19 protein-coding genes and 1 tRNA gene are annotated in these 20,644 nt (G+C 72.9%); 6 read left to right on the forward strand and 14 right to left on the reverse strand.

Annotated features, from left to right (window positions below; translation table 11 throughout):
• Positions 1-94: 94 nt before the first annotated feature.
• Positions 95-1,327, reverse strand: coding sequence for a cytochrome P450 family protein (locus ACSNN9_RS16555; protein WP_436674130.1), 1,233 nt, complete (start codon positions 1,325-1,327; stop codon positions 95-97).
• 242 nt (positions 1,328-1,569) lie between these two features.
• Between ACSNN9_RS16555 and ACSNN9_RS16560 the strand changes: the two genes are divergently transcribed.
• Genes ACSNN9_RS16560 through ACSNN9_RS16570 form a run of 3 tightly spaced genes read left to right on the forward strand, consistent with a single transcriptional unit; the run spans position 1,570 to position 3,419 of the window.
• A complete protein-coding gene (locus tag ACSNN9_RS16560; protein WP_436674131.1) occupies positions 1,570-2,433 on the forward strand; it encodes a 3-hydroxybutyryl-CoA dehydrogenase in 864 nt (287 codons plus the stop codon).
• Positions 2,430-2,927, forward strand: coding sequence for a YbaK/EbsC family protein (locus ACSNN9_RS16565; protein ID WP_436674132.1), 498 nt, complete (start codon positions 2,430-2,432; stop codon positions 2,925-2,927). Before ACSNN9_RS16560 ends, ACSNN9_RS16565 begins: the two co-directional genes overlap by 4 nt.
• A 3-nt stretch (positions 2,928-2,930) precedes the next feature.
• Complete coding sequence (locus ACSNN9_RS16570; protein WP_358087205.1) at positions 2,931-3,419, forward strand: pyridoxamine 5'-phosphate oxidase family protein; 489 nt, start codon at positions 2,931-2,933, stop codon at positions 3,417-3,419.
• Positions 3,420-3,444: 25 nt separating this feature from the next.
• Here ACSNN9_RS16570 and ACSNN9_RS16575 read toward each other — a convergent pair whose 3' ends face one another.
• The 7 genes from ACSNN9_RS16575 to ACSNN9_RS16605 form a co-directional block, all read right to left on the reverse strand.
• Positions 3,445-4,077 carry a hypothetical protein gene (locus tag ACSNN9_RS16575; protein ID WP_436674133.1) on the reverse strand — a complete coding sequence of 211 codons (633 nt, stop codon included), beginning with the start codon at positions 4,075-4,077 and terminating at the stop codon, positions 3,445-3,447.
• A gap of 3 nt (positions 4,078-4,080) precedes the next feature.
• Positions 4,081-5,805, reverse strand: coding sequence for an acyl-CoA dehydrogenase family protein (locus tag ACSNN9_RS16580; RefSeq protein ID WP_436674134.1), 1,725 nt, complete (start codon positions 5,803-5,805; stop codon positions 4,081-4,083).
• Between the two features lie 95 nt (positions 5,806-5,900).
• On the reverse strand, positions 5,901-6,950 hold the full coding sequence (locus ACSNN9_RS16585) for a methyltransferase (protein WP_436674136.1): 1,050 nt from the start codon (positions 6,948-6,950) through the stop codon (positions 5,901-5,903).
• Entirely contained in the window at positions 6,947-7,690 is a 744-nt protein-coding gene (locus ACSNN9_RS16590) for an N-acetyltransferase (protein WP_436674138.1), read from the reverse strand. The genes ACSNN9_RS16585 and ACSNN9_RS16590 overlap by 4 nt, the downstream gene beginning before the upstream one ends.
• An 18-nt stretch (positions 7,691-7,708) precedes the next feature.
• On the reverse strand, positions 7,709-8,467 hold the full coding sequence (locus ACSNN9_RS16595) for a leucyl/phenylalanyl-tRNA--protein transferase (RefSeq protein ID WP_358087198.1): 759 nt from the start codon (positions 8,465-8,467) through the stop codon (positions 7,709-7,711).
• The gene (locus ACSNN9_RS16600; RefSeq protein WP_436674140.1) at positions 8,467-11,481 is read right to left on the reverse strand and encodes an amino acid adenylation domain-containing protein; all 3,015 of its coding nucleotides are present in this window, start codon (positions 11,479-11,481) and stop codon (positions 8,467-8,469) included. Before ACSNN9_RS16600 ends, ACSNN9_RS16595 begins: the two co-directional genes overlap by 1 nt.
• A gap of 253 nt (positions 11,482-11,734) precedes the next feature.
• Positions 11,735-12,601: a helix-turn-helix transcriptional regulator gene (locus ACSNN9_RS16605; RefSeq protein ID WP_436674142.1), complete on the reverse strand. Its 867-nt coding sequence runs from the start codon at positions 12,599-12,601 to the stop codon at positions 11,735-11,737.
• A 178-nt stretch (positions 12,602-12,779) separates the two neighbouring features.
• On the opposite strand from ACSNN9_RS16605, the gene ACSNN9_RS16610 reads away from it, so the two are divergent.
• A complete protein-coding gene (locus tag ACSNN9_RS16610; protein ID WP_436674144.1) occupies positions 12,780-13,709 on the forward strand; it encodes an isopenicillin N synthase family dioxygenase in 930 nt (309 codons plus the stop codon).
• A gap of 69 nt (positions 13,710-13,778) precedes the next feature.
• Here ACSNN9_RS16610 and ispH read toward each other — a convergent pair whose 3' ends face one another.
• From ispH to ACSNN9_RS16625, 3 genes are all read right to left on the reverse strand, one after another.
• The gene (gene ispH / locus ACSNN9_RS16615) at positions 13,779-14,723 is read right to left on the reverse strand and encodes a 4-hydroxy-3-methylbut-2-enyl diphosphate reductase (protein ID WP_436674146.1); all 945 of its coding nucleotides are present in this window, start codon (positions 14,721-14,723) and stop codon (positions 13,779-13,781) included.
• A gap of 221 nt (positions 14,724-14,944) precedes the next feature.
• A complete protein-coding gene (locus ACSNN9_RS16620) occupies positions 14,945-15,175 on the reverse strand; it encodes an MbtH family protein (RefSeq protein WP_357874106.1) in 231 nt (76 codons plus the stop codon).
• A gap of 249 nt (positions 15,176-15,424) precedes the next feature.
• The gene (locus ACSNN9_RS16625) at positions 15,425-16,009 is read right to left on the reverse strand and encodes a TetR/AcrR family transcriptional regulator (RefSeq protein ID WP_358087187.1); all 585 of its coding nucleotides are present in this window, start codon (positions 16,007-16,009) and stop codon (positions 15,425-15,427) included.
• A gap of 105 nt (positions 16,010-16,114) precedes the next feature.
• Here ACSNN9_RS16625 and ACSNN9_RS16630 point away from each other — a divergent pair, with 105 nt between their 5' ends.
• Complete coding sequence (locus ACSNN9_RS16630) at positions 16,115-17,494, forward strand: MFS transporter (RefSeq protein ID WP_436674149.1); 1,380 nt, start codon at positions 16,115-16,117, stop codon at positions 17,492-17,494.
• Positions 17,495-17,660: 166 nt separating this feature from the next.
• On the opposite strand, the gene ACSNN9_RS16635 is transcribed toward ACSNN9_RS16630, so the two are convergent.
• From ACSNN9_RS16635 to ACSNN9_RS16645, 3 genes are all read right to left on the reverse strand, one after another.
• On the reverse strand, positions 17,661-18,020 hold the full coding sequence (locus ACSNN9_RS16635) for a hypothetical protein (protein ID WP_436674151.1): 360 nt from the start codon (positions 18,018-18,020) through the stop codon (positions 17,661-17,663).
• Between the two features lie 32 nt (positions 18,021-18,052).
• Positions 18,053-18,721, reverse strand: a complete 669-nt coding sequence (locus ACSNN9_RS16640) for an NPCBM/NEW2 domain-containing protein (RefSeq protein WP_436674152.1) — start codon at positions 18,719-18,721, stop codon at positions 18,053-18,055.
• Between the two features lie 248 nt (positions 18,722-18,969).
• Positions 18,970-19,045, reverse strand: a tRNA-Lys gene (locus ACSNN9_RS16645).
• 187 nt (positions 19,046-19,232) lie between these two features.
• Here ACSNN9_RS16645 and ACSNN9_RS16650 point away from each other — a divergent pair.
• Positions 19,233-20,510 carry an Ig-like domain-containing protein gene (locus ACSNN9_RS16650; RefSeq protein WP_436674154.1) on the forward strand — a complete coding sequence of 426 codons (1,278 nt, stop codon included), beginning with the start codon at positions 19,233-19,235 and terminating at the stop codon, positions 20,508-20,510.
• Positions 20,511-20,644: the final 134 nt, after the last annotated feature.

A 20,644-nucleotide genomic window follows, 5' to 3' on the forward strand; every position in this document is an offset into this window, starting at 1 on the left:
GGACGTTCTCGGCGAGAACGTCCGGAGCCACTGCGCCTGATACGGTCCGCGCCGCTGCCCGACCCGGGAGCCGGGCCGGGCGGCGCGGTGTCGCCTACCGGTGGTTCAGCAGCACCGGCAGCGACGCCACGTCGTTCGCCATGAACGAGCGCAGCGGCTGGATCTCATCCGGCGGCACGGCCAGCGCGAGGCGCGGGAAGCGGGCGAACAGCGCCGGCACCGCCACGGCCGCCTCCAGTCGCGCCAGGCGGGCGCCGGGGCAGAAGTGCGGGCCCGCGCCGAACGCGAGGTGCTCCTTGTTCTCCCGGTCGATGTCGAACACCCCCGGGTTCTCGTGCACCGCCGGGTCGCGGCCGTGCGCCAGGTAGCTGATGAGGATGGCGTCGCCGGCCCGGATGACGACCCCCTCGCCGAGGTCGATGTCCTCCTTCGCCCAGCGCATCGGCAGTGCCGCCACCGGGCAGTGCGCCCGCAGCGCCTCCTCGATCGCGTCCGGCCAGCGGTCCGGGTCGGCCAGCAGGGTCGCCAGCTGGTCGGGGTTGGCGAGCAGCTCGCGTACCGTGTGGTCGATCAGCGTCACGGTCGTCTGGCTGCCGCCGCCGATGAGCAGCAGCAGCATGTCGACCAGCTCCTGCTCGCTGAGCGGCTCCTCGCCCTCCACCCGGGCCGCCATCAGGAAGCTCGTCAGGTCGTCGGAGGGCTCGCGGCGCTTGAGGTCGATCAGCGTGCGCATGGCGACGTTCATGTCGACGTAGACCGCGGCCGACTCCTCCTCCGGCACGTTGTCGGTGTTGAGCACCACCCGCAGGATGCGCAGCACCTCGGGCCGCAGGTCGTCCGGCACCCCGAAGAGGTCGCAGATCATCCTGGTCGGCAACTGCTGGGAGTACGTGGTGTGCAGGTCGACCGGCTCGTCCGACGGGCGGGTGGCCAGGTCGTCGAGCAGCCGCTCGGCGATGAGTTCCAGGTGCGGACGCATCGCGTCGATCCGCTTCGGCGTCAGCGCCGGCGCCACGAGCTGCCGCAGGCGCTGGTGCTCGCGGCCCTCCGCCGTGGACATGGACTCCACGTCCACCCAGGGCGACAACCACTTGATCTCGCCGGGGGTGTAGCTGGGCACGTTCTTCTTGACGTTGCGGGAGACCCCGGGGTGGGTCAGCAGGCGCCGGACCACGTCGCCGCGGGTGATCGACCAGGCCAACATGCCTTCCGGCAGCTCGACGGCCACCGCGGGGCCGGCCGCGCGGAGCTCGTCGATCTGCGCGTACAGGCACTTGCCGCCGCGACTGTCGAGCTGGGTGGTCGGGGCAGCGCTGAAGTCGACCATAGTGCGCCTCCTACGATGATGAGGGAACGACAGAAAGGTAACTGTCGATCGGCAACTGTCGAGTAATGGCTTTCTCGCATCCGCCACGAATATGGCTGGACAAAGGCGCGGGTCATTGCGACCGATCGGCAGACCACCCTATCGTCCTTCCCACGACACTCGTCAGGGAGCGGCGATCCCGCCCTACTCGTCGAATTCCGCGGCAACCCATTTCTGTGAACGTGTGTGCGGAGGCAGGGAACATGGACAGGATTCGCCGGATCGGCGTCGTCGGATGCGGGGTCATGGGCGCCGGAGTGGCCGAGACGTGCGCGCGGGCCGGGCTCGACGTGCTCGTCGCGGTGTCGCGACCGGCTTCGGTCGCGCCGGGCCGGGCGCGGCTCACCGCGTCGCTGGACCGCGCGGTGGGCAGGGGCAAGCTGAGCGAGGCGGACCGGGACGCGGCACTGGCCCGGGTGTCCTTCACCGCCGACCTGGCGGACTTCGCCGACCGGCAACTGGTCATCGAGGCCGCGTCGGAGCAGGAGTCGATCAAGCTCGACGTGTTCGCCACGCTCGACAAGGTCGTCGAGGACGAGGACGCGATCCTCGGCTCGAACACGTCCTCCCTGCCGATCGTGAAGCTCGGCGGCGTCACCGCCAGGCCCGAGCAGGTGGTCGGCATCCACTTCTTCAACCCCGCGCCGGTGCTCCCGCTCGTGGAGGTCGTCGGCTCGGTGCGTACGGACGCGCGGACCGTCGAGACGGTCGACGCGTTCGTCACCGAGGTGCTCGGCAAGCAGGTCGTCCGCGCCAAGGACCGCGCGGGCTTCGTGGTGAACGCGCTGCTGATCCCGTACCTGCTCTCCGCAGTCCGGATGGTGGAGTCCGGGATGGCGTCGGTGGCCGACATCGACAAGGCGATGACGCTCGGTTGCGCCCACCCGATGGGTCCGCTGCGCCTCGTCGACCTGATCGGGCTCGACATCGTGGCCGCGATCAGCGAGTCGCTGTACCGGGAGTTCCGGGAACCGCACTACTCGCCGCCGCCGCTGCTCGCCCGCATGGTGGCCGGCGGCATGCTCGGCAAGAAGTGCGGCCGGGGTTTCTACGAGTACGGGCGATGAGCACGTACGAGAGGCTGACCAGGCTGCTGGAGTCCCACGGCGCGCGATTCCGCCTCGTCCCGCACGAACCGCAGGGCGTCACCTCCCCGGCCAGCCTGCTGCGCGGCCACCCGCTGTCCCAGGCGGCCAAGTGCGTCGTCGCGCGGGTCAAGCTCGGCAAGAAGGTCAACCGCTTCGTGCTGGCCGTCGTCCCCGGCGACCGGCTGGTCGCGCTCGACGCGGTGCGGCGGCTGTGGGACGGCACCTACGTGTCGTTCGCGACCCGCGAGACGGCCGAGGAGCTGTCCGGCTGCGTCAGCGGCACGATCGTCCCGTTCAGCTTCCGCGACGACCTGGAACTCGTGGCGGACCCCCGGCTGCTCGACGAGCCGGAGATCTACTTCAACGCCGCCCGGCTCGACATGTCGATCGCCCTGGACACGCGGGACTACGTACGCCTGGCCGGGCCGAGGATCGCGTACATCGCCGGCACGTCCCTCGCGGAGGTGGGCTGACCCATGGACCTCGTCGACCGTCTGCACCGCGTCCTCGCCGACGCGAAGTACCTGTCCCTGTCCACCGTCTCCCCCGACCGCCGGCCGTGGACGGCGGTGCTGCAGTACGCGTGGCTGCCCGACCCGCTGCGCTTCCTGTTCGGCTCCGCGACGCAGTCCCGGCACAGTCGGCACGTGGCGGCCCGCCCGACGGTGAGCGGGGCGCTCTTCGTCACCGGCGACGGCGGGCTCACCGAGGTCGACGGCGCCCAATTCACCGGCACCTGCCGGGAGCTGACCGCCGACGAGGTGCGCGCGCACCACGGCACGTTCTACGAGGCCCTGCTGCCGGACGAGACGAGCAGGGCGGAGTACACGTTGCCCGTGTCGGCGCTGCTGCCGCCCGCGGAACACCGGATCTACCAGGTCTCGGTGGACCGCGTGTGGCTCGTCGACACCAGCACCTGGATCGAGGACCGGATCGACCGCCGGATCGAGGTGGACCTGCCCTGACGGGCGGTCCACCCCGGTCCCGGGGTCACTCGGCCATCGTCGCCCAGAACACCGCCTCGTAGGCGTGCACCATCCGCGCCGCGCGCAGGGCCTCCACCGGGTCGTCGCCCGTCGACAGGCCGGTCGACACCACCCCGGCGGCCTGCTCCAGCACCTCGTCCGGCGTCTCGGCGAAGTAGCGGAAGTGGGCTACCGCCTCGTCGGAGAACCCGTACCGCGCCTGGAGGGCGTCGGCCATCCGGGCGTAGAAGCCGCCCGACTCCTGGACGTTGACCAGCAGGGCCAGCGGGATCGCCGAGCGCGGCCCGAACACGGCCGTCCGGACGATGAAGGAGGGGTACGCCTGGGCCAGCGGTCGCGGCTCGTGCGCCCGCAGCTCCTTCTCCCCCAGGCCCACCGCGGCGGCGAACGCCGGCAGCAGGCCCAGCGCCTCCTCCTCGGCGCCCGCCATGGCCAGGAACAGCGGCTCGGGGAAGCGAGCCGCCAGGAACGCGAAGCTGCTCCGGTCGCTGGACACCAGGTGGTACAGCTCGCCGGCCAGGGCGCGCAGTTGGCCGGCCGACACCTCACCGCGCTCCAACTGCTCCAGGAACCGGTTGGGCGCCAGCTCCAGCGACCGCCGGCCCTGTGCCACCAGCTCTGCCACGTGCTCGTCCACTAGTCACCTCCGAATCGTGCGGTGCAGGTTCGGGCGGGTCGCCGGTCCCGGGGCGGGCTCGGCGATCCACGGCCCCTCGATGGACGCGTCGAGCACGCCCTCTTCCAACCAGGTGAAGCTGCCGCCCAGCACCCGTCGGGCCACCGCGACGTCGTCGCCGTCGGTGTCGGCCCGCAGCCGCCGGCCGAGCTCCGCCACCCGCTGGCGGCTCTGCCGGCAGAACGCGTCGGCCAGCTCGACCGCGGTGCCGCCGAGCGCCTTGGCGTACACGCAGGCGGCGGTCATCGCGTACAGCTCGGCGGCGACGTCCACGACGCGGCCGAGGAAGAGCTGCCGCTGGGCGACCGCCTCGCCCCACCGCTCCCGGCCGTCGGCGAGGTGCCGGGCCAGCTCGGCGCTCGTCGCGTCGGCGAACGACAGGTGCCCGGCCAGGTCGCCGAAGCCGGGCGGCGGCGTGAACGGCGTGGACCGGTCGGCCGGCCCCTCCTCGTCGGCCAGCGCGTCGGTCCCGACGAACACCCGCAGCGCCTCGCTGGAGCCGTCGAAGATCCGGCCGATGCGCAGGTCGCGGAAGAGCTGCTCGACGGGGACGCCGCGCTCGCCGCGCGCGGCGGCCGACTCCGCGGTCTCGTACCCGCGACCGCCCCGGATCTGCATGAGTTCGTCGACGACCCGCCACGCCTGCTCCGACGCGAACAGCTTCGCGAGCTCGGCCTCCGTGTGCGTGTCCAGCAGGCCGGCGTCGGCGTGCCGGCCGGACACCTCGACCATCGCCTCCAGGGCGAAGGCGGTCGCCGCGATGTACGCGATCTTGCCCGCCACCGCCTCGTGCTCGCCGATCGGCCGGTCCCACTGCACGCGGACGCCCGACCACTCGCGGGCGATCCTGAGGCTCCACTTGGCGGCGGCGGCGCAGACCGCGGGCATCGACAGCCGGCCGGTGTCCTGCGCGGCGAGCGCCACCTGGAGCCCCTGCCCCTCCGGCCCGATCCGGCGGCTCTCCGGCACCACGACGTCGTGCAGCCGGACGACCCCGTTCTCCAGGCCGCGCAGGCCGAGGAAGGAGCTGCGGTGCTCCACGGTGACCCCCGGCGCGTCGGCCTCCACCACGAACGCGGACATGCCGCCCGGGCCGCTCTCCGACGGCGGGACCAGGGCCATCACCACGATCAGGTGGGCGATGGTGCCGTTGGTCGTCCAGAGTTTCACCCCGTCGAGCCGGTAGCCGCCGTCGTCGGTGGGGGTGGCGGTGGTGCGCATCCGGAAGGGGTCGTTGCCGATGTCCGGCTCGGTGAGGGCGAAGGCGGAGATCTCGCGTACGCACCTCGGCAGCAGCTCACGCTTCTGCGCGTCGGTGCCGAAGAGCCGCAGCGGCTGGATGAGGCCGATCGCCTGGTGCGCGCCGAGCAGCTCACCGAGCGAGGAGTGCGCGCTGCTGACGATCATCAGGGCGCGGTGGTAGCAGACCCCCGACAGGCCGAGGCCGCCGTACTCCCGGGGGAGCTTGATGGCGAACGCGCCGAGGTCGCGCAGGCCGTCGACCACCTCGTCGGGGATCCGGTCCTCGCGCTCGATGAGCCGGCCGTCCACCTTGTCCGTGCAGAACGCGCGCAGCCGCGCGAGGAACGCCTCGGCGTCGGCGTCGAGCGTGGCGTCGGGCAGCGGGTCGAGCAGGTCGACCCGCAGCCTGCCGCGCAGGAGTTCGCTGCCGAAACTCGGTCTGGACATCGTTGGCTCCCCGTCGGCGGGTGCTCAGGTGCGGGACACGGACGGGCCACGTCCGCCCGCCGGGGCGGTGCGGACGTGGTCCGTCGTCGACTCGGTCAGCTCGCCGGCACGGCCTTGATCAGCGAGAGGGGGCCCGCGGCGCCGTGGCCGCACCACTCGACGGTGAAGCCGGTCTCGGCGAGCAGGGCCCGGAACTCGCTCTCGGTCCGCTCCCTGCCGCCGGCGGTCACCAGCATGTTGATGTCCGTGTAGAACATCACCGGGTTGTCGGTGTTCGCGGTGTCCGGCAGCACGGATCCGACGATCAGCAGCGTCGCGTCGGCGGGCAGGTTCGCGCGCACCGTGGCCAGCAGCTTCCGGGCGTTCTCGTCGTCCCAGTCCTGGAAGACGCTCTTGATGATGTACAGGTCACCGCCGCTCGGCACGGACGAGAAGAAGTCGCCCGCGACGATCTCGCAGCGCTCGGAGACCCCGGCGGCGGCGAGCACGCCGGCGGCCTCGGCCACGCCCGCGGCGCTGTCGAAGCACACTCCCCGCAGGTGCGGGTGGGCGCCGAGGATCGCGGCGAGCAGCGTCCCGTCGCCGCCGCCGACGTCCACGACGGTACGGACGCCGGAGTAGTCGTACCCGTCGGCGACGAGCTGGGCGGATGCCCTCGACTCCTGCCCCATCGCCACGTTGAACAGCCTGGACAGCTCGGGGTGCTCGGCGAGGTGCACGTAGGCGTTCTTGCCGTGTACGTGGTCGAAAGCGCACTCGCCGGTCTCGATGGAGTGCCGCACCTGCTGCCAGGACGAGAACAGGGCGGGGTTGGTGAAGAACCGGGTGAACGCCCACAGCGAGTTCGGCGAGTCGGTGCGCAGTTGCTCGCCCACCTCGGTCAGCCGGAACTCGCCCGGCGTCGGCTCAACCAGCAGGCCGATGGCCACGAGGGTGCGCAGCAGCCGGTGCAGCGACGGCGCGTGGGTGCCCGTCGCCTCGGCGAGCTGCGCGCTCGTGACGCGGCCGTCGTGGATGTGGTCGGCGAGCTTCAGCTCGGCGGCGAGCGCGAGCGACTGTGACGCCATGTAGCCGCCGATGATCTCGATCAGCGCGGCGCGGTTGCGGATCTTGGAGGCCAGGGCGGCCGGGACGGTGCTGGTCATCGGTCATGCCTTTCCGCGAGGGGGTGTCGGACCCAGACGTTGGGCTCGACGTAGACGGCGTGGTCGTGGTCGACGTTCACCGCGACCGGGGTCAGGGCACCCGGCACGACGACCGGTCCGCTGGTATCGAAGGGCAGCCCGGTCCAGGCACGCCACTGCGCGAGGCTGCCGGAGATCGTCATGGAGGCCGGGCAGACCTGGAGGACCTGCCCGCCCGCCCGGACGTGGACGCGCAGCCACGGGTCGACCGGCAGCCCGTCGTCGCGGGTCCGCGCGGCGTACCCCGTCATCGGCGCGTGCGGCTCGGCGTGCTTGCCGCTGGGCCGGACGGGCCCCACGACGTCGCGGTAGCCGTGTCGGCGGGCGTTGTCCTTGACCGCCGCCAGGACGCGCCCCGACATGTTGCGGGCCTGCATGCCCGGCACCACGGCAATCTCCAGCGCGCACAGCGCGGTGAGCTCGCGGCCGGCGGCGGTGTCGAGCATGCTCAGCCCGAGCACCGCGTCCCAGCCGGTGTCGGGCAGGCTCGCCGGGTCGCCGTCCCAGGCGAACGGCACGCTGGCCGCGCGGGCGATCACCGTGTCGTCGGCGTCGAGCACGACGAGCTGATGTTCCGGGTACCGGTCGAGGGCCCAGCCGATCACCATCGGCTCGGGCGGGATGTACTCGGGCCAGGACGCCTCCATCTGGAGCATCCCGTCCCGCAGGTCCGGTCGCTCCGCGAGCGTCAGCACGCGCATGCGGGTCACCTCCGTCGCTCAGGCGGCCAGGCTGCGCGCGGGCAGCGGGTCCGCGGGCATGGCGCAGTGGTCGTCGGCGTGCCTACGCAGCAGCGCCAGGTACTCGGTACGGGGCACCGCGACCGCGCCGATGAGCTTCGCGTGGTCGCCGTCGTGCTGGACGTCGACCGCCACGCCGCCGCTGTCCGCGACGCGCCGCACCAGGCACGCGACCGCGACCTTCGCGGCGCCGCTGCGCAGGGCGAACTGGGAGTCGGCGCTGAACACGCCACCCACCCGTACGCCGAACGTGCCGCCGACCAGCTCGTCGCCCTCCCACACCTCGACGCTGTGGGCGTGGCCGGCCGCGTGCAGCTCGCGCAGCGTCGACACGAGCCGGTCGGTCAGCCACCGGGGCTCGCGGCCCACGCGGCAGTGCTGGACCACCCGGTCGAAGCAGACGTCGAGCGTCGTCGTCCACTCGACCTTGTTGCGCAGCTGCCGCCGCAGGCTCCGCTGGATGCGGGCCCGGTCGACGTGGATCACCGGACGCGGGTCGGGCGAGCACCAGGCCACGGCGTACGGGTCGGCGCTGCCGGGGAGCACCGCGATCCGCCCGGCGGCGACGTCCGCCTCGTACGTGAACTCGGCGACGATCTTGCGCTCCTCGGTGTCGGCCGGGAACGGGAACAGCCCGTGCCGGTAGGCGCCGAGGAGCGTCGCCGCGGACAGGTCGTCGCCGAACGCGACCGGACCCTCGGTGGGGGCGTGGGTGAGGTCGAGCGTCTCCCAGCCCATCACGCGGCCCGCAGGAACTCGGTGCGGGTCAGGTAGTTGATGTAGCGGTCGAGCATCTCGGCGTCGACCGCCGGGATCTCGATGCCGCTGCCGCGCAACGCGTCCTCCACGTTGGTGCGGGAGAAGACCGGGAACGTCGTCTCCAGGTACATCTCCGCGACGCTCATCTGGCCCGTCGCGCAGCGGTCGATGAACAGCGGCGCGAAGGGGGTCATCGGGTGGTCGGGCTGTTCGACCGCGACCCGCACCATCTCGTCGAGCCACTCGGCCCAGGGCACCTCGCGGATGTCGTACCCGTGCGCCCGCAGGCGCTCGACCAGCACCGAGATGTTGACCTTCCCCGGGTTGGTGAGGTGGTAGACCTCGCCGGCGGGCCGGGACGCCCTGGCGATGTGCGCGACCGCGGCGGCGAAGACGTCGACCGGCGTGTAGTCCAGCGGCAGCTCCGCGACCGGCGCGGTGCCGGTGTCCACCACGAACTTCTTCATCGCGCACATCTCGGTGGCGATGTTCCACGCGCCGTTGACCCGGTCGCCGGAGATGTCGGCGGCCCGGTAGATCGCCACCGGCAGCCCCTGCTCCGCCGCCCGGTGCAGCAGCGCCTCGGCCACCCACTTGCTCTCCACGTAGCCGACGGAGAGGTGGTCGGCGTACGCCAGGGGGGTGTCCTCGTCGACGTGCCGGACGCCGGCGGTGCCGAAGCCCGCGACGACGGCCATGGTCGACGTGTAGTGGATCGGGACGTTGCGGTGCCGCGCGGCCATCCGGATGATCTCGCGGGTGCCGTCGACGTTCGCCGGCCGCATGTGCGAGTACGGGTAGATGAAGTTGACGGTCCCGCCGGGGTGGTGGATGACGTCGACCGTGCGCGCCAGCTCGTCGAAGGCCGCCTCGGAGAGGCCGAGCCCGGGTGCCGCGAGGTCGCCGGGGACGGCGACGATCCGGCCCGCCGCCTGGTGACCGGCGAGGTCCTCGCCGAAGTAGTGCCGCGCGTTGGCCTGGATGCGGGCCAGGCCCTGCTCCGGCCCGTCGGCGCGCACCAGGCAGTGCACCACGGCGTCCGTGCTGTTCAGCAGCTCCCGCAGCAGGTAGATGCCCAGGAAGCCGGTGGCGCCGGTGAGGAACACGTGGCGCGGGTCCTGCCAGCGCGGCTCGTCGGGCACCTCGCGCCGGATCTCCACGTCCAGCCGCGTCTCGGCGGCGAAGTCGACCCGCTTGCGGGTGTCGTCGCCGGCGAGCGTGCCGGCCCGGGCGTCGCGCACCGCCCGCGCCAGGCCGCGCGGCGTCGCGTCCTCCAGCAGCAGCCGGATCAGCGGGCGTACCTGGGTGATGAGCACGCCGAAGGAGCCGCGGATCTTCGCGAGCAGCTCGGCGGCGAGGATCGAGTTGCCGCCCTGCGCGAAGAAGTTGTCGTCCGGCAGCACCCGGGGCACGCCGAGCACCTGCCCCCAGAGCCGGGCCACGCCGCGCTCCACCAGGTCGACGGGCGTGTCGTCCACGCTCTCCGGGGCGACCGCCGTGGCCTCCGGCGCGGGCAACGCGGCCAGGTCGACCTTGCCGTTCGTCTTCAGCGGCAGCTCGTCGAGGGCGACGAACGCCGTCGGCACCATGTAGTCGGGCAGGTAACGGCCGACGAACTCGCGCAGCTCCGCGACGTCCAGGGGTCGCGGGCCGGTGTGGTACGCCACCAGGCGCCGCTGGCCGTCGTGCTCGTACGTGGTGACGGCGACCGTCTCGACGCCCTCGTGCGCCGCCAGCGTCGCCTCGATCTCGCCGGGCTCCACCCGGAAGCCGCGGATCTTGACCTGCCGGTCGATGCGCCCGACCACCTCGAGGTTGCCCTCGGCGGTCCAGGCGCCCAGGTCACCGGTCCGGTACATCCGCGCGCCGGGCTCCGCCGCGAACGGGTCCGCCCGGAAGCGGCCGGCGTCGTCCTCGGTCAGGTAGCCGCGCGCCACGCCGCGACCGCCGATGTGGATCTCGCCGCGCTCGCCGGGGGCGACCGGGTGGCCGCCCTCGTCGAGGACGTACACGACGGTGCCGGGCAGCGGCCGGCCGACCGGGGCCGCGCCGCGGGCGGGCAGCACGTCGGCGGTCAGCTCCATCAGGCAGGAGGTGATCGTGGTCTCCGTGAGCCCGTAGGCGTTGACCAGCCGCACCCCGGGCATCAGCTCCAGCGCCGTGCGGCAGTCCTCCGCGTTGACCGCCTCGCCGCCCACGATCACCAGCCGGACCGGCAGGTCACCGGCCCCCGCGCCGACCTCGGCGAGGAAGCGCCGCCAGTACGCGGGGGTCAGGTCCATCACGGTGATGCCGTGGTGCCGCAGCCGCTCCGGCAGCTCGCTGGGCGCCCAGCTCAGCTCGGGCAGCACGAGCGTCGCGCCGCCGAGCAGCGCGACCGTGATCTGCTCGATGGAGGTGTCGAAGGAGAGCGCGCCGAACTGCAACACCCGGTCGTCGGGGGTGACGCCGTAGCGGCCGGCCAGTTCCCCGCACAGGTAGCTCAGCGAGTCGTGGTTCACCACCACGCCCTTCGGCGTACCCGTGGAGCCCGACGTGTAGATGATGTAGGCGGCGTCCCCGCCGCCCACCGTCACGGCGGGGGCGGTCGCGACGCCGTCCGCGACGCTCGCGGTGAGCGCCGTGACCGGCAGGTCGGCGAAGCGCGCCACGTCACGCTCGTGGGTGATGACGGCGGTGCAGTCGGTCTCCTTCACGAACGCCTCGACGCGGCCGTCCGGCAGCCCCGGATCCACGGGCAGGTAGGCCGCGCCGGCCTTCCAGGTGGCGAGCAGGCCGACGACGGCGTCGATGGAACGTTCCAGGTGGACCATGACCACGCAGTCCGCGCCGACGCCCCGGTCGACGAGGTGGCGGGCCAGGCCGTTGGCCCGGCGCTCCAGCTCCGCGTAGCTGATGCGCGCGTCGCCCTGCACGATTGCGGTCCGGTCGGGCTGCGCCGCCGCGCGGACGGCGATGAGTTCGTGGACACGCGGTTGCGTACGGTTGTTCATGTTTTCCCTCGGGTGTGAGCACGGTCGTACCCGTGGATTTACCTGCCGCTGACCCAACGAAATTCGATACGGGCGACATTACTGCCTGACGGCGGTTCCCCCGACTACCAGAATGAGCACGCACCCGAATTGGCACTACTCATCAGGGTAGTCCTTTCGACACGGCCGACCCCTCGTCGAATTCAGCGTGAACGGCACCGAAAAACGTGATGTCGCGGTGTTGCCCGGAATGCCCGGGCCGCCCGGGCCGCCCCTACGCCGCGGAGGAGACCGGCACGTGCCGGACGAGTTCCGCCCGCGAGGAGATGCCCAGCCGGCGGAACAGGGCGCGCAGGTGGTAGTTGACGGTGTGCGGCGACAGCCGCACCCGGGTCGCGATCTGCCGGTTGGTCATGCCCTCGGCGACGAGTCGCGCGATGGCCCGCTCGACGCCGCTGAACGACTCCCACGCGCCGCCGGCGTCCGGGCGGTGTTCCCGGGCGGCGGGCGCGGAGCGCAGCCCGGCCCGCCGTCGCAGGTCGGCGGGGCTCGCGGGCTCCGCCGCGGGGTCGGCGGCGCGCGACGCACCGGTCACGGCCCGGCGCCGGCGCAGACGGTCGCGGTCGGCGCGGAGCGCCTGCCGCACGGCGGGCGGAAGGGCGTCGAGCACGGCCCACCACACCAGCTCGTGCCGGAAGGCGAGGTCGTCGCCCGCCCAGTCGAGCAGGCCGGCGTCGAGCAGCGCGTCCAGGTCCGGCAGCATCTGGGCGGTGTTCCGCCCGGTCATCGCCGCCAACTCCGCCAGCTGACAGGACCGGCCGAGCACGGCGGCCACCCGCAACAGCTGCCAGGAGCCGGCCGGCGCGCCGCGCAGCATGGCCCGGACCGCCTCCTGGACCCGCTTCGGCGTCCGCGCCCGCCCGGGCCCGTCGGTGACGCCCTCGACACGGACCCCCTCGAGCAGCGCGGCCAGCAGCGGGGCGTTCCCCTCCGCGGCGGTGACGGGCGCGGGCACGGCCGGCCCCACCATGACGCTCGGCGGGTCGGCGACGAGCCGACCCACGGCCTCCCCGGACAGCGGGCGGCCCGCCTCGGCGAGCGTCCCGACCACCTGCGACAAGTGCTCGTCCTCGTACGCCACGACACAATCGTGCACGTAAATGTCTCGCAGCCTCAACATTGCCTTACCACCAGGTACGCCGAGCAATTACCCGCACGTGGGGGAAGCGGGACCGCAGCGGCTTCCCGACGGGTGACCCGGGATTGCTTCGATCAATGTAATGACGTCGCGAGAGAGGCGGGCAGTTGTGGAACCCGTTGTGGTCCAGGATTTCGTACCGGCGATCGACCTGTCGGGCCGCACCACCGCCGAGGGGCGCGCGGCCATCGCGGCAGCCATCGGCAAGGCGTGCGAGGGTTCGGGGTTCTTCACAGTCGTGGGGCACGGCGTGCCCCGGGAGCTGGTGAACCGTATGTACACCACCACGAAGGCCTTCTTCACCCTGCCGGAGGAGGAGAAGGACCGGAGCGCGAACCGCGGCTCCGGAGTGTCGGGGCTGCGCCGCCCGGGCGGCCCGTACGAGGCGTTCGCCGCGCACGTGACGGGCGACCTGAGCGACGAGGAGCGCGCGAGGCTCGGCACGCACCCGGCCACCTGGAAGGCGGCGAACATCTGGCCGGACGACGACTTCAAGGCGGTCTGGCACGAGTACATCGCCGCCATGACCGAGCTGTCGGCGGACATCATGCGGCTCTTCGCGCTCGCGCTCGGGCTGCCGGAGGACTTCTTCGACAGCAAGTTCGACGAGCACGTGTCGTTGATCATCGCCAACTACTACTACCCGGCACCCGACGACGGCGTGCTGCGGCGGGAGATGCACACCGACTGGGGCAGCCTGACGGTGCTCTACGTGGAGGACGAGGTGGGCGGGCTCCAGGTGCGACGCGACGACGACGACTGGCTGGACGTGCCCGCCATCCCGGGCAGCTTCGTGGTGAACATCGGCGACCTGATGGCGTTCTGGACCGGCGGCCGGTGGGCGTCGACCGTGCACCGGGTGGTCAACCCGGAGGGGACGGACGCGCCCTCACGCGTCTCCATCCCCTTCTTCTACCTGCCCAACCACGACACCACGATCGAGCCCATGCGCCCGTTGGCGCAGGAGAGCGCCGAGGCCGGGCTCGAACGGGTGACCGTCGGCGAGTGGTTCTCGCACAAGATGCAGTCGACGTACCAGGCTTCGGCGTAGCCGGACCCGAGCGCCCGCCGGACCGCCCCGCACGCGCGGTCCGGCGGGCGGCGGCGCGGCGGCGGGGTGTCAGAGGGAGCGCACCGCGCCCGGCACGGTGAACTCGATCGTCTCGCGGGCGACCTCGCGCTCCACCACGGTCACCGGACCGCGCGCCCGCAGCGCCTCGACCACCCCCGTGACCAGTCTCGGCGGGGCGGACGCGCCCGCGGTGACCCCGACCGTGGTGACACCCGCCAGCCACTCCGGCAGGATGTCCGCCGCGTCCTCGATGAGGTGGGCGGGCCGGCCCGCGCGGCGGGCCAGCTCGACGAGCCGTTGCGTGTTCGCCGAGTTGGTCGAGCCGACCACGAGCACGAGGTCGGACTCCTCGGCGACCGTACGCAGCGCCGCCTGCCGGTTGGTCGAGGCGTAGCAGATGTCGGCCGAGGACGGCCCGCGCAGCGCCGGGAAGCGTCGGCGCAGCACGTCGAGCACCTCGGCGGTCTCGTCCACGGCGAGCGTGGTCTGGGTCAGGTAGGACACCCGGTCCGGGTCGGGCACCTCGACCGTGTGCGCGTCCTGGAGCGACTGCACGAGGAGCATCCGGTCCGGCGCCTCGCCGAGGGTGCCCTCGGTCTCCTCGTGCCCCGCGTGCCCGACGAGGAGGACGGTGTCCCCACGGTCGGCGTACCGGCGCGCCTCCGTGTGCACCTTCGCCACCAGCGGGCACGTCGCGTCGAACACCTCCAGGCCGAGCCGGTCGGCCTCGGCGCGCACCCCGGGCGACACCCCGTGCGCCGAGAACACCACCGTCGCGCCCTCGGGCACCTCGTCGAGTTCCTCGACGAAGACGGCGCCGCGCGACTCCAGGTCGGCGACGACGTGTGCGTTGTGGACGATCTGTTTGCGGACGTACACCGGGCTGCCCCGGCTGGCGAGCGCACGCTCGACGATCTCGATGGCACGCTCGACACCGGCGCAGAACGCACGCGGTGCCGCGAGCAGTACCGTTACGGACTCGACTTCGGACATCGCGCACTCCTTCCCACGCATCTCCGCAGTATCGAGCCGCGTCCTCGCAATCCGGTGGGGTTCCGGTGGAGCACCAGCGCCGACGCCCTGCGCCGGGCCCGCCGGGGGCGGCGGGCCCGCGCCGTCGTGCGCACGGTCCGTCGCCGACCCACGCCACGCGGTCGGGGCACGCTCCGGCAGCCGTACGCCTGCGGCGCCACCGCCCTCGGCGGAGCCCGGGCCTAGCGGGCGGCTTCCGTGGCCGCCCCGCCCTCCGCGGCGAGCGCCCGGCGGAGGCTGAGCGGTCGCATGTCCGTCCACGTCCGCTCGATGTGGTCCAGGCACTCCTGCCTGGTCCCCGTCCGGCCGGCGTCGCGCCAGCCCGCCGGCGTCTCACGGTCCACCGGCCAGATCGAGTACTGCTCCTCGTCGTTCACGACCACCCGGAACGCGACGTCGTCTTCCTGAGTCACCGGCACACCCTTCACCTGAGGAGCTGGACCACGGCGCGTCGGAGCACCGCGCCCTCTGCAGCCGGGTCGCGATGCCGGGGCGCCCTCAAGGGGGCGTCCGTCCGGCCCGACCCGTCGGACCGCGACGATACGACGGGTGCCGCCGGTGGCGCCAGCGCCCCTCCCCCGCGCTCTGAAGCGGCGTCGGGGTCTCGGACCGCAGGCGGGCCAGGCGATCCACGTCCCGGTCGCCACCCGGCGGCGTGTCCGCTATCCGTCGACCCGGTAGGCGGCGAGGACCGTCTCGGAGATCAGGCGCGGGGCGTCCGCCCGGTCCACCTGCCCGCTGGCCACGTCGACGGCGGCGCCCTTCATGATGTGGTGCAGGACGCTGGTCAGCCAGCTGGCCGGGAGGTCGGCCCGGAACACCCCTTCGTCCTGGCCCCGGCGGATCAACTGGTCGACGCGCCGCGCCGGCTCGGCGTGCAGCTCGTGCACGCGTTCGGGCGGCAGCGACGCCTGCGCCGCCTCCAGGACGGCGCTCGACTGGGCGATCAGCAGCCAGCTCGACCGGATCAGGACGCGCAGCGCGTCCCGCGGGTCGCCGGTCAGGTCGAGGCCCGCCAGCAGTTCCTCCCCCTCGGCCAGCACCCGGGTCAGCGCGGCCTCGACCAGGGCGTCGCGGGAGGGAAAGTGACCGTAGAGGGTCACCCGGCCCACCCTCGCCGCCTGCGCGATCTCGCTGACGCTGGCGTCGGGGTCACGACTCAGGCAGCTCACCGCCGCCTCCAGGATCCTCTCCACGTTGTGCTGGGCGTCGGCTCGACGGGTCGGCTTGGCGAGTGGGCGAGTCATGGAACTTCCCCTAAGTCGAACAGGCGTGCATGAGTTAACGTGTCTCCGTAACTTGAACACTACCGTTCAACTTGGCGGAGGAGCCTGGCAGCCATGGCGGAACCTGTGACCGCAACCGAAACCACCGCGCCCGCGAGCCCACACCCGCAGCGCTGGCGGATCCTGGGCCTCGTCGGCATCGCCCAGCTGATGCTGATCCTGGACGTCACCGTCGTCGCGATCGCCCTGCCGCACATGGGGGCGGACCTGGGGATGGAGCGGGAAGCCCTGACGTGGGTGGTGAGTGGCTACACCCTCACCTTCGGCGGCCTGCTGCTGCTCGGCGGGCGCGCCGCGGACCTGTTCGGCGCCCGCCGCCTCGTCCTCGCCGGGCTCCTGCTGTTCAGCGCCGCGTCCCTGACGGCGGGGCTGGCGACCGGCGGTCCCATGCTGCTCGCCGGTCGCGTCGGCCAGGGCCTCGCGGCGGCGATCCTCTCCCCCGCGGCCCTGTCCCTGATCGTCACGATCTTCGACGGCGACGAGCGCAACAAGGCGCTCGGCATCTGGTCGGCGCTCGGCGGCGGCGGCGCCGCGCTGGGCGTCCTCCTCGGCGGCCTGCTGACCGCCGGGCCGGGCTGGCCCTGGGTGTTCTTCGTCAACGTGCCCGTCGGGATCATCCTGCTGCTGGCCCTGCGGATGCAGCTTCCGCCCCAGGCGCCCACCGGCGCGACGGCCCGGCTCGACGTGCCCGGCGCGGTGCTGGTGACGGCGGCCACCGGATCGCTGATCTACGCCCTGATCCGGGCCGGCGACGTCGGCTGGGGCAGCCCGACGATCCTGCTGCTGCTGGTGGCCGCCGTGCTCCTCTACGCCGCGTTCGTCGTCCGCCAGCGCCTCGCCGCGAGCCCGCTGATGGACGTACGGCTCCTGCTCCGCCGGCCGGTGGCGACCGGGGCGCTGCTGATCCTCGTCGCGACCGCGCTCATGATCACCGTCTTCTTCCTGGGCACGTTCTACCTGCAGAACCACCAGGGCTACGGCGCCCTGCGCACCGGGCTGCTCTTCCTGCCCGTGGCGATCACGACGATGCTCGGCGCGAACGCCGCCGGCCGCGCCATCGGCCGGATCGGGGCGCGCACCCTCGGCGTTTTGGGCCTGCTCGTCGCGGCGGCCGGCATGGCGGTCCCCGCCCTCGTCGACGGGACCCTGGCCCTCGTGGTCGGGGTGAGCGTCGCCGCCGCCGGGACGGGCGTCCTCTTCGTCGTGGCCTCCGCCGTCGCGCTCGGTCAGGTCGCGCCGCACGAGGCCGGTCTCGCGTCCGGCATCGTCAGCACCTTCCACGAGTTCGGTGCCTCGCTGGGCGCTGCCGTCGTGTCGAGCATGGCCGCGGCCAGCATCGCGGGCACCAGCACCGCCGGCTTCTCCCGCGGCTTCACCACCGGCGCCGTCATCGCCCTCGCCGCCGCCGTCGTGGCCTTCGTCCTCACCCCCCGGCCGGCCCACTGACCCCGACCCGGTGCTCGGCGGGGGCCCGCCCGCCGACCACCGGGTCGGACCCACCGGCACGCCGGGGATGCGCGGGCCGTACGCCTCGGCGCCGGCCCGCCCGTCCCCCGGGCGTGCCGCACAGTTCGCGCCCGCCACCCGCGCGCCCGCCTGGGCGCGGTGGTCGTCAGGAGCGGCCGCGGCCCGGACGCGACCGGCCCGGGTCACCGTCGGGGCGGTGCCGCGGCCGTTCAGGGCGGGGTCGATACCTGACGAGGCCGAGCGCCATCGACGCCAGCGCGAGGGCCGCCAGCGACCAGAGCACCGGGGGACCGAACACGCCCGCGAGCCGGCCGAGATAGCCCACCGCCAGCGACACGAAGAAGATTCCGCCACAGAGGAACCACATCCCGGCGTCGACGGGTCGTCTCCACCGCCGCCGCGCGAAGCCCGGCATGCGACGGATCAGCAGCAGGCGGACACCGTAGCCGGCCAGGGCCGGCCCGATGACGCCCGACAACACGTGCCACCAGTCCCGGAAGTCCACGAACGGTCCCTACCCCACGGCGGGGCCCGCGTTCACCGACGCACCCGCGGGGCGATCCAGGCGCCGATGCTGTCACCGTGGCACTGGTTGACGTTGGTGGTGCTGACCCGGAGGGACACCTGGGTGGCGGCGCTGATGTCCACCTTGACCGGGCGGACCTTCCCGAGGCCGACCGTGGTGGTGTAGACCTCCTTGCGGTCGGAGAGCACGGTGAACCGGAGGGCCCCGCCGCCCGGGGAGTCGTCGGCGATGCCCACGGCCGCCTCCAGGACCCGGAACTGCCGGCTCACCACGAACGTGACCGTGTAGTGGTCGTTCAACCAGCACGGCGACGCCGTCAGCACCGAGTCGTGCCGCTTCCCGGCCACGATCAGCGGCTCCTGCTCCCAGCCCTCGAGGTCGTCGGCCTGCGGCACCTCGACCAGCGGGAGGACGTCGGCCTGGGGCGATTGCGAAGCGGTGACCGCGGGCGAGGCGGGTGTCGGGGAGGGACCCGTCCCGGTGGCCGCCACGGGCGTGGTGGGCTGGGGCTGCCCGGCGGACGGGGTGCCCTGGACCGGCGACGCGGCACCGCTGCCGCCGGCGTCGCGGGTCAGCTCCAGCACAACGGGAATGGCCGCCGCGACCACCGTGGCCACGGCGGCGATGACCGCACCGACGATGGCGGGATGGGACGAGCGACGCCGTCTCGGGATAGACACGGCCCGATTATGGCAGCGCGGCGCACGGCGAAGCGGGCCCTTCGGCGGCGCACGAGGAAGCGTCGCACGGTGCCCGGATCGTCCATCCAGGGAAGTGCGCCGCTCCCGGCAGCGCCACTCGGCGTCGCCGAAAAGAGCCGCCAGATCGCGGACGGCGCTGCCCGTCGGCCAGATGTCGCAGTTGCTGTCGTCTGCCCCGCAACGACATCTGGGCACCCACCCCTGAGGGTGAGTGCCCAGATGATTGCTGGTGCGCCGCCAGGGACTCGAACCCCGAACCCGCGGATTAAGAGTCCGCTGCTCTGCCAGTTGAGCTAGCGGCGCTCGCTGGCAACGGGGAGAACACTAGCACGCCCCCCGAGGGGGGTTCCAATCCGATCCCCGGCTCCCCCCTTCGGCCGAGCTTAACGGGCATACAGCAACAAACCCGCCGGGCGGACGACGACAGGGGGCGGACTTGCGGCGGCCATGCGGCACGATGTGCGCCAGGTACGCGAGAACAGAGGTGGGGATGGGCATGTTCGCGCGGGCCGGGGCGATGGTGGGCGCCCTCGGCCTGGTGGCGTCGCTGGCTCTGACGGGCTGCGGCGCGGAGCAGAAGAAGAAGGCGGAGTTCGTCGGCGGCACCGCGCCGGCCTCGTCCGCCACCACGGGTGTGGCGGGCGCGACGGGCGAGCCTGACACCCCGGCCGCGCCGAGCGGTCCGCCGCTGACGGTGAGCCCGGCCGACGGGGGGAGGAACCGGCCGGTCAGCTCCGAGATCAGCGCCGAGCTGCCCGGTGGCGGGAAGGTGTCCAGCGTCACGCTGACCGCCGCCAACGGCGGCCAGGTCGAGGGGCGGCTGCGCGCCGACGGCTCGTCCTGGGTGCCGTCGAAGCCGCTCAAGTACGGCACCCGTTACACGGCCACGGTCACGGCCACCGGCCCCGACGGGGCGACCAGCCAGGGCACGAGCACCTTCACGACGATGGCGAAGCCCAGGTCGGTGATCAGCTCCGGTCTCTACCTCTTCGACGACAAGACCTACGGCGTCGCGATGCCGGTGGTCACCGAGTTCCACCCGGGGATCCCGAAGAAGGACCGGGCGGCGGTGCAGAAGCGCATGTTCGTGCAGACCGATCCGCCGCAGCCGGGCGCCTGGCACTGGGTGGAGAACGGCACCCAGGCCTACTACCGCGCGCCGGAGTACTGGAAGCCCGGCACCACGCTCACCGTCCGGATCGCGCTGGCCGGCATCCCGCTGAGCAACGGCCGCTACGGCAACGTCGACCGTACGGCGACCGCCAAGATCGGCCGGGCCTTCGAGATGAAGGTGGACAACGCCACCAAGAAGATGACGGTGTACGAGGACGGCCAGGTGGTCCGCACCCTGCCGGTGAGCCTGGGGAAGAAGAAGACCCCCTCCTCCAGCGGCACGATGGTCGTGATGGAGAAGATGGAGTCCACGGTCTTCGACACGCGCGACGATCCGGACCCGGCGAACCGCTACGTCACGGACATCGACTTCGCCCAGCGGCTCACCTGGGGTGGCGAGTACATCCACGCGGCGCCCTGGTCGGAGGGGCAGCAGGGCCGGGTGAACGTCTCGCACGGCTGCGTCAACGTCTCCATGGCGAACGCCCGCTGGTTGTTCGGGAAGACCAAGGTGGGCGACCCGATCACCATCACGGGCACCGAGCGCAGGCTGGCGCCGGGCAACGGCTGGACGGCGTGGAGCCTGAGCTGGTCCGAGTTCGTCAAGGGCAGCGCCGTGCCGGTGCCCGAGGCCGGCGAGGGGTCCGCCTTCTAGGGCAGCCCTCACCGACGATCCGGGGACCGGCCCGCGCCCGCGGGCCGGTCCCCGTCCTCATTCGGGCCCGGCCGCGGCACCGCCCGTACCGATGCCGGCGCGGGCCCTTTCCTCCGCGCTCCCGGGCCCGGTCG

The organism is Micromonospora sp. URMC 107, from assembly GCF_051386315.1.
Lineage (GTDB): Bacteria > Actinomycetota > Actinomycetes > Mycobacteriales > Micromonosporaceae > Micromonospora.